Annotated in this window: 13 protein-coding genes; 7 read left to right on the top strand and 6 right to left on the bottom strand. The window is 69.4% G+C overall.

Translation table 11 applies throughout. The features are described from left to right. The first annotated feature begins 20 nt into the window (after positions 1 to 20). Positions 21 to 473: a hypothetical protein gene (locus tag AB0B91_RS13970; RefSeq protein ID WP_358318647.1), complete on the top strand. Its 453-nt coding sequence runs from the start codon at positions 21 to 23 to the stop codon at positions 471 to 473. Here the strand turns inward: AB0B91_RS13970 and AB0B91_RS13975 are convergent. The 3 genes from AB0B91_RS13975 to AB0B91_RS13985 are packed head-to-tail and all read right to left on the bottom strand — an operon-like array spanning position 466 to position 2,946. Continuing rightward, entirely contained in the window at positions 466 to 1,281 is an 816-nt protein-coding gene (locus AB0B91_RS13975; protein WP_358318648.1) for an inositol monophosphatase family protein, read from the bottom strand. The genes AB0B91_RS13970 and AB0B91_RS13975 overlap by 8 nt on opposite strands. Positions 1,282 to 1,291: 10 nt before the next feature. Continuing rightward, a complete protein-coding gene (locus AB0B91_RS13980) occupies positions 1,292 to 1,909 on the bottom strand; it encodes a hypothetical protein (RefSeq protein ID WP_358318649.1) in 618 nt (205 codons plus the stop codon). Then, positions 1,906 to 2,946 carry a hypothetical protein gene (locus AB0B91_RS13985; RefSeq protein WP_358318650.1) on the bottom strand — a complete coding sequence of 347 codons (1,041 nt, stop codon included), beginning with the start codon at positions 2,944 to 2,946 and terminating at the stop codon, positions 1,906 to 1,908. Before AB0B91_RS13985 ends, AB0B91_RS13980 begins: the two co-directional genes overlap by 4 nt. Before the next feature lie 208 nt (positions 2,947 to 3,154). On the opposite strand from AB0B91_RS13985, the gene AB0B91_RS13990 reads away from it, so the two are divergent. Continuing rightward, positions 3,155 to 4,162 carry a PIG-L family deacetylase gene (locus AB0B91_RS13990; protein ID WP_358318651.1) on the top strand — a complete coding sequence of 336 codons (1,008 nt, stop codon included), beginning with the start codon at positions 3,155 to 3,157 and terminating at the stop codon, positions 4,160 to 4,162. Here AB0B91_RS13990 and AB0B91_RS13995 read toward each other — a convergent pair. Genes AB0B91_RS13995 through AB0B91_RS14005 form a run of 3 tightly spaced genes read right to left on the bottom strand, consistent with a single transcriptional unit; the run spans position 4,071 to position 7,663 of the window. Continuing rightward, positions 4,071 to 4,844: a sporulation protein gene (locus AB0B91_RS13995; RefSeq protein WP_358318652.1), complete on the bottom strand. Its 774-nt coding sequence runs from the start codon at positions 4,842 to 4,844 to the stop codon at positions 4,071 to 4,073. The two genes, AB0B91_RS13990 and AB0B91_RS13995, sit on opposite strands and share 92 nt — an antisense overlap. A 9-nt stretch (positions 4,845 to 4,853) precedes the next feature. Next, on the bottom strand, positions 4,854 to 6,083 hold the full coding sequence (locus AB0B91_RS14000; protein WP_358318653.1) for an SPFH domain-containing protein: 1,230 nt from the start codon (positions 6,081 to 6,083) through the stop codon (positions 4,854 to 4,856). Then, complete coding sequence (locus AB0B91_RS14005; protein WP_358318654.1) at positions 6,080 to 7,663, bottom strand: SPFH domain-containing protein; 1,584 nt, start codon at positions 7,661 to 7,663, stop codon at positions 6,080 to 6,082. Before AB0B91_RS14005 ends, AB0B91_RS14000 begins: the two co-directional genes overlap by 4 nt. Positions 7,664 to 7,814: 151 nt before the next feature. Between AB0B91_RS14005 and AB0B91_RS14010 the strand changes: the two genes are divergently transcribed. The 5 genes from AB0B91_RS14010 (at position 7,815) to uvrB (ending at position 13,395) form a co-directional block, all read left to right on the top strand. After that, a complete protein-coding gene (locus tag AB0B91_RS14010; RefSeq protein WP_358319190.1) occupies positions 7,815 to 8,729 on the top strand; it encodes an ABC transporter ATP-binding protein in 915 nt (304 codons plus the stop codon). Continuing rightward, entirely contained in the window at positions 8,726 to 9,580 is an 855-nt protein-coding gene (locus tag AB0B91_RS14015) for an ABC transporter permease (RefSeq protein ID WP_358318655.1), read from the top strand. Before AB0B91_RS14010 ends, AB0B91_RS14015 begins: the two co-directional genes overlap by 4 nt. 87 nt (positions 9,581 to 9,667) lie before the next feature. Then, positions 9,668 to 9,901 carry a helix-turn-helix transcriptional regulator gene (locus tag AB0B91_RS14020; protein WP_214637574.1) on the top strand — a complete coding sequence of 78 codons (234 nt, stop codon included), beginning with the start codon at positions 9,668 to 9,670 and terminating at the stop codon, positions 9,899 to 9,901. 241 nt (positions 9,902 to 10,142) lie between these two features. Beyond that, a complete protein-coding gene (locus AB0B91_RS14025) occupies positions 10,143 to 10,943 on the top strand; it encodes a hypothetical protein (protein WP_358318656.1) in 801 nt (266 codons plus the stop codon). Between the two features lie 343 nt (positions 10,944 to 11,286). Further along, positions 11,287 to 13,395: an excinuclease ABC subunit UvrB gene (uvrB, locus tag AB0B91_RS14030; RefSeq protein ID WP_358318657.1), complete on the top strand. Its 2,109-nt coding sequence runs from the start codon at positions 11,287 to 11,289 to the stop codon at positions 13,393 to 13,395. Positions 13,396 to 13,764: the final 369 nt, after the last annotated feature.

The raw sequence follows: 13,764 nt of genomic DNA on the forward strand, positions 1-13,764 counted from the left end.
GATCCGGGACAATACGGTCCATGGCTAATTACCGTTTGATGGCATTTTTCGGTCTTGTCGTGGTGCTTGCCGGTTGCGGGGCCAAGGAGCCCGCACCCGCCGCCCAGCCCGCCGCGTCCGCTTCGGCTTCCGCCTCGACCTCCGCCTCGACCTCCGCCTCGGCCTCGGGCGAACCGCAGGCCGCCGCGGCGCGTACGGTCAAGCTGGAGGTGCTCGGCAAGGGCAAGGTGATGCAGCCGATCATCTACGTGGCCGATGAGGACGGCTCGGAGAGCGACGCGACCCTGCCCTGGTCCAAGACGGCCACGATCGAGCTCACCGGCGCCGAGCAGCGCGTCGGCCGCCTGGTGTCCGTCGTGTCGGGCTCGGTCAAGGACGCGAGCGGTCTGCTCAAGCCCGCCGCCTGCCGCATCGTCGTGGACGGGAAGACGGTCGTGTCCGGCAAGGGCCTGTGCAAGTACAAGGTCAAATAGCGGCTCGGGTGCGCAGCAGGTCGAGGAGGCCGGGCATGGCGCTCGGGTGGGTGGCCACGAAACTGCGGTCATCAGGCGTGCCGTCGAACGCGTCCTCGAACGGCCCGCCGTCGAGCGCCCGGATCTCGATGCCCGCCTCCCGCGCGATGAGCGCGCCCGCGGGCAGGTCGATCGCCTCGGCCCGGTAGCCGACGATGCCATCGATGTCGCCCCTGGCCAGCATCGCCCACGACAGCAGCGGCGCCCACAGCCGCAGCACGCGCCGGGCGCGCAGCTCCAAGGCGTGCGTGATGGCCTGCGCGGTCGGGTCGCTCCTGGAGACGGAGTAGCCCTGGGTCCACGCCAGCAGCGGGCCGTGGGGCGAGGGGTGGTGCGGCGGCGCCAGCCGTACCCCCGAGGAGGTGACCGCGCCGCGGTCGCGGATCGCGGACCAGGTCTGGGCCGAGACCGGGTCGTGCACCACACCCAGCATGGGGCGTCCCGAGTGGCACAGGGCCAGGCCGACGACGTAGGCGGGCAGGCCGATCACCACGTTGTTCGTGCCGTCGAGCGGGTCGATCAGCCACGTCCACTCGCCGCCGGCGGCGCCCAGCAGGCCCGACTCCTCGGCGATGACCGAGTGCGTGGGGAAGGCGGTCAGGACGCGCTCGACCAGCAGTTTCTCCGAGGCCAGGTCGAGCTCGGTGACCACGTCACCCGAGCCGCCCTTGGCCCGGGCGCCGAGCGCGCCACGGGTGCCGGCCACGAGGAGCGCGCCCGCGGCCTCGGCGGCGGCGACGGCGACCGCGCGAGCGTGATCCAGATCCATCGGGCATCCCTCAACTCAGGTGGGCGGCTATCAGGCGGACGGCGAGTGCTGTCTCCTCGTCGTCCAGCGGCTGCCTGGACACGTGGTGGTCGCCGGTGCCGAGCGGGCCCAGTGACAGATCGCGGCTGCCCGGACGGCCCCGGCCGAGTGCGATCGTGGCCGCCTCGCCGCCCTCCGGCACGACGCTGCTGTGGAAACGGCCCGCGGGCAGCGTGTAGGTGTCGCCGGGGCCGAACACCTCCACCAGCCCCGTCTCCTGTCGTACGGTCCGGCCGGTGGGCGTGATGTGGTCCCCGTCGGCGGCGCTGACCACCTCGAACACCCGGTGCGTGGCGTCGCGCACCGCGTCGGTGACCTCCACGTGCACGTTGTGTACCTGGCCGTAGAGCACGTGGCTGAACAGGTCCCAGCTGTGGCAGTGGATGCCCGACGTGGTGCTCTCCGCGTGCGCGAACGTGGCCGACCACAGATGGAGACATACCCCGTCGCCGCCGTCTCGCTCAAGCGGCAGGCAGACGAAGCCGAGCGGGTGGCGCACGGCCCTGATGCCGGGGCCCGACAGCGCCGCCAGCGCCCACGGGCGGGCCTGTCCCCGGGCGAGCTGCTGGTAGACGCCGTGATGACTCATGAGTCGTACGGATTCCTGGCGCGCAGCGCCTTGCGGGCGATGTCGACGACGTCGCGGTCGTCGTAGGACCGGGGCAGCGGGATGGAGATCCGGGTGAACAGCTCCTGCACCTCCTCGACCGTGGGCTCGTCGCTCAGTTGCACCTTCTTGTACATCTCCAGCGGCACCAGCCGCGCCTGCTCGAAGCTGAGCCGCAGCTCGGTGTCGCAGTTCTCGAAGTAGAAGGTGCCGGCCAGCGCGGTCATCGCCCGGTTGGGGTCCTCGACCGTCATGATCAGGCGGGTGGTCGACAGGTCCCAGCGGAACGTCGTCATCGTGGACGACAGGCCGATGCCGATGTCGAGCAGCCCGTAGCGCTGGCGGTGCCAGAAGGCGGCCAGGATGGTGGCGTACGACTCCTTCCTGACCCGGTCGGCCGTCCACGTCTCGCCGGTGCCGTCGGGCACGTCGGACAGGGAGCGGCGGTAGTGGGCGTAGGTCTCGCACACCTCGACGTTGGACGGGTCGATGACCTCGATCCTGACCGTGAGGTGGCGCTTGACCTTCCTGGCCGCCGCCACGCACTCGGGCAGGGTGACCGCGCGCAGGTAGGTGCCGGTGCCGCCCTTGAAGCTCCACCTCGTGGCGTCCTTGCGGGCGTCGGCGTGGGCCTGGGCGATCTCCTGCCGGCTGCCGAGCACCCTGACCAGCTGCAGCGCGTCGAGTGCCCGCCGGGTGCCGGTGACCAGGCCCTCGATCTCCTCCAGCCGGGCCAGGCGCACGGGCAGCTGGGCGAGCGCGCCGGAGGTGACGGTCTCCTCCAGCGGTGCCTGGCGGGCCCGGTCGCGGAGCAGCGCGGTGGCCACCAGCGCCAGGATCACCAGGGTCGCGGCGCTGACGAGCTGTTTCTGGACGTCGTCGCCGTCCTTGCCGAAGATCTTGTCGGGCATGATGCCGAGCACGCCGACCACGATGGCCAGACCGAGCGCGATCGCACCGTCGGCGTTCTGGGCCGCCCATGGGGCGATCCGCTTCAGCGCCGCCGTGAACCGTGCCATCGCTTGCCCCGCATCCGACGATCAGTCAGTTCCGCAATCATGGTAACGACCGCTACAAGCGCGCGGATAGAGCGTGCCTCCTCCCCTGGGATGACCTGACATCTCCCCCTAATAGGTAAGGCGCGGAGATCGCCTGATCTTTACGCTTGCCCCACGGGGGTGGGGAATGAGGGGATTCTTATCGAGCTTTCGCGCGGTTTCTCTGGCGATGGGGCTGGTCGGGTACACGGTGTGCCCGGTGCCGCCGGCCCTCGCCGCCGCGCCGTCCGACGAATCGGTGCTGGGGGAGCGGTTCGTCCAGGTCGTCGCCCATCCGGACGACGACCTGCTGTTCATGAGCCCCGACCTGTATGGCGGGGTGCGGGGCGAACGGCCGAGCGTCACGGTCTACCTCACCGCGGGCGAGGGCACCGCGGGGCTGGACGACCACCATGATCCGTTCGTGTACGCGCAGGACCGCGTGGAGGGCCTGCGCGCCGCGTACGCCTACCTGGCGGGGGTGCGCAACGCGTGGCGCAGCACGATGATGACGGCCGGGCGGCTGGCCGTCCAGGTGGACTCCCTGGTCGAGCGGCCACGGGTCATGCTGATCTTCGCCGGGCTGCCGGACGGCGGCGACCCGCGCGCCGACGGCGGCCGTGACGCGCTGACCCGGTTATGGGCGGGCCAGAGCTGCGTGCACCTGTTCGGCGGCGCCGACCGGCCGTGCGTGCGCCGGGAGGACGTGGTGCGGCTGCTGCGGGCCATCTACCGCAAGTACCACGCGAACGTGGTCCGCACGCTCGACCCGGACCCGCCGCCGCACTGCCGCATGTGCGACCACCCCGACCACGTGGCCTCCGCCCGCTTCGCGGCCGCCGCGGCCGAGGGCGCGCAGGTGCGCCTGGTGGCCTACCGGGGCTACCCGATGACGGTCTGGGCGCCGAACGTGCCGCGGCGGATGCGCGAGCTCAAGCGAGAGATCTTCGGCGTCTACCGGAGCCACGACTACCGGGCCAGGTCCGGCTGGCACTACGGGGCCTGGTTCGAACGCATGTACAAGATCACCGGGGTCACTCACAAGAGGCCGCCGCCGGGCGGCGCGAGTGGTCGCTCGACGCCGCCCGGCGGCTGGGTGCCAGGGATCAGAGCCAGCCGCGGCGGCGGGCCATCTGCTCCAGGGCGTGCTGCAGCGCCTGGTCCGCCGAGCCCGGATGGTCGTCATAGCGGACCGTGAACCGGTTGTAGGCGTCGTGGCTGGAGGTCAGGAAGCCGCCGCGCTTGTCGGCCTCCAGGACGACGTCCATCTGCCGCGGCCCGGCGATGAACGTCAGCTCCAGCTCGTTGAAGTGCCGCCGCCACTGCCCGCCCGCGTAGTACTCGATCTCCTGGAAGAACGGCATCGTCGAGCCGCGCAGCGTGCCGCGTTCGAGGTCGGCCTTCTTGAAGCCGAAGCCCAGGCGGTCGAGCGCGGCGAGGACGTGCTCCTGCGCGGGCAGCGGGTTGACGAACAGCGGGTCGAGGTCGCCCTTGTCCATCGCGCCGGCCAGCGCCAGCTCCGTCTGCACGCCCAGCCGCATGCCGTGCAGCGGGTGACCGCCGATGGCGCTGATCGGCGTCTCCCACGGGATGACGATCTCGAACGGCTGGCTGTGCTGCGCGCCGGCGGCGAGCTGGAAGGTTCCGGCGACCTGCTGGCGCAGGAAGCCGTAGCTGGTCTTGTACTCCTCGTCGCCGCGCTCCACCTCGACCACCGCGGTCAGGTCGAGGTAGATGCCCTCGACCTTGTAGTCGGCGCCGCCGCCGCGGAAGTGCACCACGCCGCGCAACGTCCCGCCGGGCCGTACACCGCTGTCGGTCAGCACCGTGTCTACTTCGACGCCCGCGCCGAACGCGGCCATCAGCTTGCGAAACACCATGGGGTTCTCCTATGACCCGGGGGTCTCTCCGTTGTGATGGCCCGAGAAGCGGGGGAGCAACTGGGCCAGGAGCAAGGTCGACAGCGCGGAGTCGCCGGATCCCTGCTGGGTGCGGACCACCAGGGGCTGAGGGGCGTTCTCCGCCAGTTTGGCGCCCACGTCCAGGCGCCTGCGGGCCAGCTCGTACTGCAGCACGGCCCGGTTGTCACGGTAGGAGGCGGCCAGCCTGCGCAGGGCCTTGGCCTCGTTCTCGGCGGAGGTCAGCTCGGCGCGGCCACGGGCCTCGATCTCCCAGCGCACCCGCTGGGCCTCCGTCTCCTGCTCTTCCAACATGCGCGCCACGTCCTTGCGCGCGGTGTTGTGCGCGGCCTTGACCTCGACCACGCGGGCGTCACGGGTCTTCTTGGACCGCTCGATCTCCATGAGCAGGGTGTCGATGCGGCGCTTGCGGGTCAGCTCCCACTCGCGCTCGTAGGCCGACAGCTCCTTGGCCACCTTCTCGCGGGTGGCCAGGTGCTGCTGGTACTGGTCCGGCAGCTGCACGTCGGGGATGTTGGCGCCGGTGATGCGCACGCCGTAGCGGCCGAGCTGGCGGTTGAGCGCCTCCTGCATGTCGCCGACGTCGGAGCCGCGCAGGTCGTACGCGCGCTCGGTGTTGACCTTGCGGCTGCGCTGCCTGATCGCGTCCTGTACGGCGCTCGACAGCACCAGGTCGAAGTTGCCCGCGCCGATCGTGCGGACGAACGCGACCGGATCCACGATGCGGAACTTGAGGAAGAACTCGATCGACTTCAGCGGCACGTTCTCGGCCGTCGGGCAGGCCACGATCGGCGCCGAGTACGGGATCTCGGTGGAGGTGTCGACGACCGCGTCCACCCGGTCCCACGGCAGCCACAGGTAGTGACGGCCCGGCGGGAGCGTGCCGGTGATCGCGCCCCAGCGGCTGCGTACGCCGGTGGTGCCCTCCTCGATCTCGATGATCGCCCGGCGCCACATCCAGACCAGCGCGACGGCCAGGAAGAACACCGCGGCCAGCGCGGCCGTCACGACGAGGTTGCCCAGCGCCGCCATCCCGGCGAAGTAGACGGCGATGAAGACCAGGGCCATCCAGGCGAAGCCGCGCCGGTCCTTGGGGATCACGACGGGCACGAGCTGGCCCTGCTCGCCGCCGCGCAGCAGCTGGCGGATGTCGGACCAGGAGGCCAGCGACTCCTTGATCTTCGAGAACTCGCGGCTCATCGGACCTCACCCTCGATGGTCGGCAGTGCGGCGGCGAGCGCGGGCTCGGGCGCCTCGGTCACCTCTTCGGCGACCTTCCTGAGCAGTGCGGTGATCTCCGCCTCCCTGCCCTCCACGCGCTTGCCGATCTCGCCCAACCGGCCCCGGATCGCGGCCATGTCCTCCGCCGAGAACAGCGCCGCCCCCTTGCCGCCGACCAGCTGCTGGGCCAGCGCCAGGAAGTCGATGTCGGAGTGCTCGCCCACCTGCACCACCTGCGGCAGCCGGGTCGCGACCGACTCCAGCTTGTCCAGCAGGTCCTGCTGGAAGCGGTAGTCGAGGATCTCCGGCGCCTCGGCCGCGCTGAGCGCCCTGATGTCCAGCGCCTGCGCCTCCAGCAGCGCCGAGTTGGCGTTGGCGGAGGACTCCGCCTCGACCAGGCGCTGCCTGGCCTGCGCCTTGGCCTGGTGGGATGCCCGCTCCAGCGCCGTGTCCATGCGCGCCTGGTAGCCGGCGATCTCCGCCTGGATCGCGCTCAGCGTCTCCTGCAGCCCGGCCAGCTCCTTGATCAGGTCGCCCTCATTCTGCTCCTTGCGCAGTTGCAGCTCGTACTCGTAGGTGTAGGCCTCCTTGGCGACGCGCACCATCTCGGGCGCGGCCAGGTCCATCCGGTACTCCTGGCTGGACGGCTCGGCGTGCGTGATGTTCACGTCGGTGAGCCGTACGGCGGGCAGGAACTGCTGGTTGAGGTTGTCCAGCATGCCCAGGGTGCTCTCGCCCACCAGGTCGTAGATGTCCTCGGCCCGCTGGGCGTAGATGAGCGAGCGGGTGACCTCGCTGATGGCGTTCTGCAGCTTGGACTGGAAGCCGCTGACCGAGCCGAGCACGAAGATGAACTCCGCCGGGTTCTCGATCCTGAACTGCAGGAACAGGTCGACGCTCGCCTTGACGCCCTGCTGGGTGGGGGCCTCGCTGATGGGGGCGTTGAACGGGTACTCGCGGGTGGTGTTGACGATGTAGCTGACCCGCTTCCACGGGTTGAACAGCGTGACCCGGCCCGGGTCGGCGATCTGCACCAGCTTGCCGAACTTGGTGATCAGCGCCTTGCAGCCCTCGGGCACCATCACCACGCTGCGCCGCCACCACAGGAAGGCGGCGGCCAGGATCAGGACGACCCAGTAGTGCGGGCCGAAGAACACGTCGGTCCGGGGAATGACGTTGCCGAGCGCGCCGATCAGGCCGAGCACCACCAGGATGCCCAGCGGCACGACCACCTTCGCGGTGGTGCCCTTGGGGATCACCACCGGCGAGATCACGTGCATGCCGTTCTCGGCGAAGCTGCGGTTGATGATCTCGCCGGCCTCGTTCAGCGACGCCGTCCGGGCCTCGATCAGCGTGCCCACCGACACGCCGCCGTCACGGGCGGCCGCGAAGTCGTACGGGTTGAGCGTGAAGCCCTGGGCCTGAGCCTGACCGGTCCACTGGCCCTGCGCCGCCTGGTTCACGGCCTGGCCGACGGCTTGACGCATGTCACCGCCTTGAACGACCGCTTGGGCTATGCCCTGACCTGCCTGGATCAATGCCTCTCTGGGTCGTGACATTGCACCTTCCTCTTCCGCTACGGGCGGATTCGACCGTATCGGGTGTCACTTACTGTTCGCTTGCAAGCGGTCATCGCACTCCTCTTGCAATCGATAGCAGGTGTGCTACCAATGTAGTAGTCCTACTATCGGGAGGGATCTGATGAAGGTCATGAGGGTGCTGGATGAGGGCTCCGGCTTAGCGGACCCGGCGGATTCCGCCGTCATCGAGGTCCGTGATCTGCGCATGCGCTACGGGCCGGTGGAGGTGCTCCAGGGCGTCGACTTCACCGTGCGCGCGGGCGAGGTGATCGCGCTGCTCGGCCCGAACGGCGCGGGCAAGACGACCACGGTCGAGATCCTCGAGGGCTTCCGGGTACGTTCCGGCGGCGACGCACGCGTGCTCGGCACCGACCCGGCCCACGGCGACGAGCGGTGGCGGGCCCGGCTCGGAGTGGTGCTGCAGTCCTGGCGCGACCACGGCCGCTGGCGGGTCCGCCACCTGCTCGACCACTTCGGCCGCTACTACGCGCCGTACTCGGATGAGGCCAGGACCCGCCCGCTCCCCACCGACGAGCTGATGGCCGCCGTCGGCCTCACCGAACACGCCGACAAGCGGGTCGCCCGGCTCTCCGGCGGGCAGCGCCGCCGCCTCGACGTCGCCATCGGCATCGTCGGGCGCCCTGACGTGCTGTTCCTCGACGAGCCCACCGCCGGGTTCGACCCGCAGGCCCGCCGCGACTTCCACGACCTCGTGCACCGGCTGTCCGACCTCGACGACACCACCATCCTGCTCACCACCCACGACCTGGACGAGGCCGAGAAGCTCGCCGACCGGATCCTCATCCTGGCCGGCGGGAAGATCGTCGCCGACGGCAGCGCCGACCGCCTGGCCCGCCAGGTCTCCCGCGACGCGCAGGTGCGCTGGAGCGTCGGCGGCGAGCACTTCGTCCACGCCACCGACGACGCCACCGGCTTCGTCCGCGACCTGTTCGCGCAGCACGGCGAGGAGGTCGGCGATCTGGAGGTACGGCGGGCGACGCTCGAGGACACCTACATGGCGATCGTCAGGAGGGACGAGGGATGAACCCCACGCTGCACGCCGCCCGGCTCGGGGTGTCCCGAGGCTGGACGGAGTTCAAGAACTCCCTGGTCAGCCCGCAGGACGTCGGCTTCACCATCGTCACCTCGATCGCCTTGGTCGTCGTGATGTACTTCCAGCGGGACGCGAGGCTGCCCGGCACGTCCCTCTCGCTGGCCGCGGTCACCCTGCCGAGCGTCCTCGGCATGCTGACCGCCTTCAACGCCCTGCTCGGCGCGGTCGGCGCGCTGGCCGCCGAACGGGAGGACGGCACGCTGCTCCGGGCCAAGGCCCTGCCGCAGGGCATGGTCGGCTATCTGGTCGGCCGCATCGTGTCGGTGTCGCTCACCACCCTGATCAGCGTGCTGATCGTGCTCGTGGCCGGGCTGTTCCTGCTGCCGTCGTTGACGCGCACCGGTCCGGGCGGCTGGCTGACCATGTCCTGGGTGATCCTGCTCGGGCTGCTGGCCACGCTGCCGCTGGGCGCGATCATCGGCTCGCTGGCCAACAGCCCGCAGACGGCTGCCGGGCTGTCGATGCTCGCCGTCGGTGGCTTGTCCGCCATTTCCGGGATCTTCTACCCGCTGTCGGCGCTGGCGGGCTGGCTGCAGGCGCTGGCGCACGTGTTCCCGCTGTACTGGCTGGGGCTCGGGATGCGCTCGGCGCTGTCGCCCGCCTCCGCCGCGGCCGCGGAGCTCGGCGGCTCCTGGCACACCCTGGAGACGGTCGGCGTACTGGGCGCCTGGTCCGTGGCCGGCCTGCTGCTGGCACCGCCGATCCTGCGCCGGATGGCCCGGCGCGAGGCCGGCTCACTGATGCAGTTGCGCCGCGACCGAGCACTGCAACGTATCGGCTGACTGGCTGACTGGCTGACTGGCTGATCGGCTGGTCGGCTGGTCGGCTGAGAAGACTGATGGGTTGGTCGGCTGAGAAGATAGGCGGCGATGAGCGAGATCGTCTACAACCGCATCGCGTTGCTGCGCGCCGAACGCGGTGTCACCCGCAGGCAGCTCGCCGACGCTCTGGGCGTGCACTACCAGACGGTGGGGTATCTGGAGCGCGGCGAATACAGCCCCAGCCTTTATCTGGCGCTGCGGATCGCCGAATACTTCGAAGTGTCGGTCGAGATCGTCTTCTCCACCACGCCGTTTCCACGGATCGGAGAGCGGTCTGCCTGACCTTTCCTTAAAGGGCCTTCGCTTCCCACCCCTTACCCGTCTGGGTGGTCGGCCGTCTGATGCCCGCCCGCCCACAACGGCCCTCCGCTTCGCTCCGGACGTTCTCCCAGGCGGGCTGACGCCCGCCCCCTGAAGGACCTCGCTCCGCTCGGACCGCCTTCCAAGAACGCTTCGCCGGGTCGGCTGGTTGGGGCGGTCAGGTTGGGGCGGAACTGTCGTCGAGACCTTCTACAGTGCTGCGATGACGCCACATGACCGCACTGCCGCGAACACCTCCCACGACTGGCAGGCGTCGCTGGAGCAGGCCTTCGGAGTCCTGCTGAGCCGTCCGTTGTCGAGCTACGACCCCGCCGATACCTACGCGGCCTATTACGGTGGCAACTGGCTCTACGAAACCGACGCGCGCACAGATGCCGCATGGCTGGACCCAGCCGCGCTGACCGGCGAAACAACACTTGTCATGGAACATCTCCTCCTCAACGGCGAGATGGACTACGCGCCCTTGCGGTTCGACGCAAAGGAGTCATGGTTCGGAGTGGACCCGCAAGGGCTTCCCGAGGATTTCGCCCGCGACGTGGACGCCATGAGTCTGCCCTCCTCCGATCTCATCCGCGGTGCCGATCTGGGGCAGCTGCTGCAACGCCACAGCGTCGACCTGACCGCGCCGCACCTGCCGGAGGACGTCTGGTACCTCTACCAAGCGCGCATCGCCTCCAACGGCACGCTCATGGACGCTCTCCGAGTGGCGACCGGCATCGGTGCCGGCCCCGAAAGCCTTGTCCCTTACGAAGACAAGATCGACGCGGAAGGCGAGGAACGGATCGCCGCTGTGGCCGATGCGGCGCTCCGCGCGCACCTGCGCGGCTTCTCCGACCCCTCGCCGATCGCGGACCTCAGCTATCTGGGCGCCGACGCCGACAACCCGCTGGAGAAGTTCGAGTGCTCAGTGGTAGCCGGCTGGGTCGGCGCCATCGATCAGTACGAGATCACGGTGGTACAGCTCAGCGACCTCCTCTCCGGCGATCGCCCTACGGCTGGATGAACGTACAGCCCAGCTCTCCCAGGAGGCCCAGGGTCCGTTCACCGCTGAAGAGGCGATCTGGCCCGGCGAACGGCGGATCGAGGAACATCATCGTGGCCGCCGCCACCGATATCGCCGCCTTCTGTGCTGCCGATATCCCTCAACCCTGCCTCCGCGAGAAAGCACCTGGGCTCAGCGCCGACGGCAAGGGCATCGTCATGCGGCCGGACGCGCTGCGGACCGCCACCAGGAGAGCGGTCCCCGCCGAGCCTCTGACCAGCGCAGAGAAGCCACAGCCGGGCGAGAGGCGTACCCCCTCACCCGGCTGACGGTTTCTGTCAGTGGCGCCGCCTAAAGTGGCATCATGCGACCGGTCACTGATTTGCAGCGGAAGGTGGCGCCCTTCGAGGTCGTCACCGAGATGACTCCCTCCGGCGACCAGCCGACGGCCATCGCCGAGCTGGAGCGCCGCGTCAAGGCCGGGGAGAAGGACAACGTCCTGCTGGGCGCCACGGGCACCGGCAAGACGGCCTCGATCGCCTGGCTGATCGAGCGGTTGCAGCGGCCCACGCTGGTCATGCAGCCCAACAAGACGCTCGCCGCGCAGTTCGCCAACGAGCTGCGGGAGATGCTGCCCAACAACGCTGTTGAATATTTCGTCTCTTATTACGACTATTACCAGCCTGAGGCCTACGTTCCGCAGAGCGACACGTACATCGAGAAGGACTCCTCGATCAACGACGAGGTCGAGCGGCTGCGCCACTCGGCGACCAACTCGCTGCTGACCCGCCGCGACACGATCGTGGTGGCCTCCGTGTCCTGCATCTACGGCCTGGGCACGCCGCAGGAATACGTCGACCGCATGGCCCGGCTCCGTGTCGGCATGGACATCGACCGCGACCAGCTGCTGCGCCGCCTGGTCGACATGCAGTACACACGCAACGACCTCGCCTTCACCCGGGGCACCTTCCGGGTGCGTGGCGACACGATCGAGATCATCCCGAAGTACGAGGAGCTGGCCGTACGCATCGAGATGTTCGGTGACGAGATCGAGAAGCTCGCCACCATGCATCCGCTGACCGGTGAGGTCATCACCGAGGACGAGGAGCTCTACATCTTCCCCGCCTCCCACTACGTCGCCGGCGAGGCGCGGATGGCGGCGGCCGTCAACGGCATCGAGGCGGAGCTGGCCGAGCGGCTCTCCGAGCTGGAGCGGCAGGGCAAGCTGCTGGAAGCGCAGCGGTTGCGCATGCGCACCACGTACGACATCGAGATGATGCGCCAGATCGGCACCTGCTCCGGCATCGAAAACTACTCGCGCCACATGGACGGCCGTGAGGCGGGCACCGCTCCCAACACGCTGCTCGACTACTTCCCCGAAGACTTCCTGCTGGTCCTCGACGAGTCCCACCAGACCGTGCCGCAGATCGGCGCCATGTACGAGGGCGACGCCTCTCGCAAGCGCACCCTGGTCGACCACGGCTTCCGCCTGCCGTCGGCGCTCGACAACCGGCCGTTGAAGTGGGAGGAGTTCCTGGAGCGCATCGGCCAGACCGTCTACCTGTCGGCCACGCCGGGCTCCTACGAGCTGGGCCGGGTCAAGGGCGACGTGGTCGAGCAGGTCATCCGGCCGACCGGGCTGATCGACCCCGAGGTGGTCGTCAAGCCCACCAAGGGGCAGATCGACGACCTGGTCCACGAGATCCGCGAGCGCGCCGACCGTGACGAGCGGGTCCTGGTCACCACGCTGACCAAGAAGATGTCGGAAGACCTCACCGACTACCTGCTCGAGCTGGGCATCCGGGTCCGCTACCTGCACAGCGAGGTTGACACGCTGCGCCGCATCGAGCTGCTGCGCGAGCTGCGCTCCGGCGACTACGACGTGCTGGTCGGCATCAACCTCCTGCGCGAGGGGCTCGACCTGCCCGAGGTGTCGCTGGTGGCCATCCTCGACGCCGACAAGGAAGGCTTCCTCCGCTCGGAGACCTCCCTGATCCAGACCATCGGCCGGGCCGCCCGTAACGTCTCCGGACAGGTCCACATGTACGCCGACAAGGTCACGCCGTCGATGGAGCGGGCCATCGACGAGACGAACCGGCGGCGGGCCAAGCAGATCGCCTACAACCAGGCCAACGGCCTCGACCCGCAGCCGCTCCGCAAGAAGATCGCCGACATCCTCGACTCGTTGCAGCGCGAGGACGCCGACACCGACCGGCTCCTCGGGGGCGGCCGCCAGCAGTCGCGCGGCAAGGCACCGGTGCCCGGATTCGCCGCCCGCCAGGCCGGCCAGCACGCCAAGACCATCGCGGGAGAGATGCCCCGGGCACAGATGGAGTCGTTGATCGAGTCGTTGACCGAGCAGATGCACCAGGCTGCGGCCGATCTGCAGTTCGAGGTGGCTGCTCGGTTGCGCGACGAGATCAAGGAGCTCAAGCGGGAGCTGCGGGACATGCGGGAGGCGGGAGTTAAGTAGACGGCCAGCCGGAGGAAGGACCTTCGCTTTGCTGCGGGCGTTCTTTCTCCCCGCCCGTTACCCGATTCGGTGCTTGGCCATCTGATGCCCGCCCGCCTGCAACGGACCTCCGCTTCGCTCCGGACGTTATCCCAGGCGGGCTGACGCCCGCCCCCTGAAGGACCTCGCTCCGCTCGGACGCCCTTTTTGAACGCTTCGCCGGGCTGGCTGGTCGGAGCGAGCTGTCTTGGCGGCACCACCATCGAGACCGGCACCGACTCCTGCCGCTCCACCCCGGCCCAAGCCCGCGCACCCAGGCTCCCGAAGTCGGCACGTACCTGCGCACCTTCGCCCAGCTGGCCGACGTGGCGATCTATGGTCGCGAGGCTC

Source organism: Nonomuraea sp. NPDC049141 (assembly GCF_040648415.1).
Taxonomy (GTDB): Bacteria; Actinomycetota; Actinomycetes; order Streptosporangiales; family Streptosporangiaceae; genus Nonomuraea.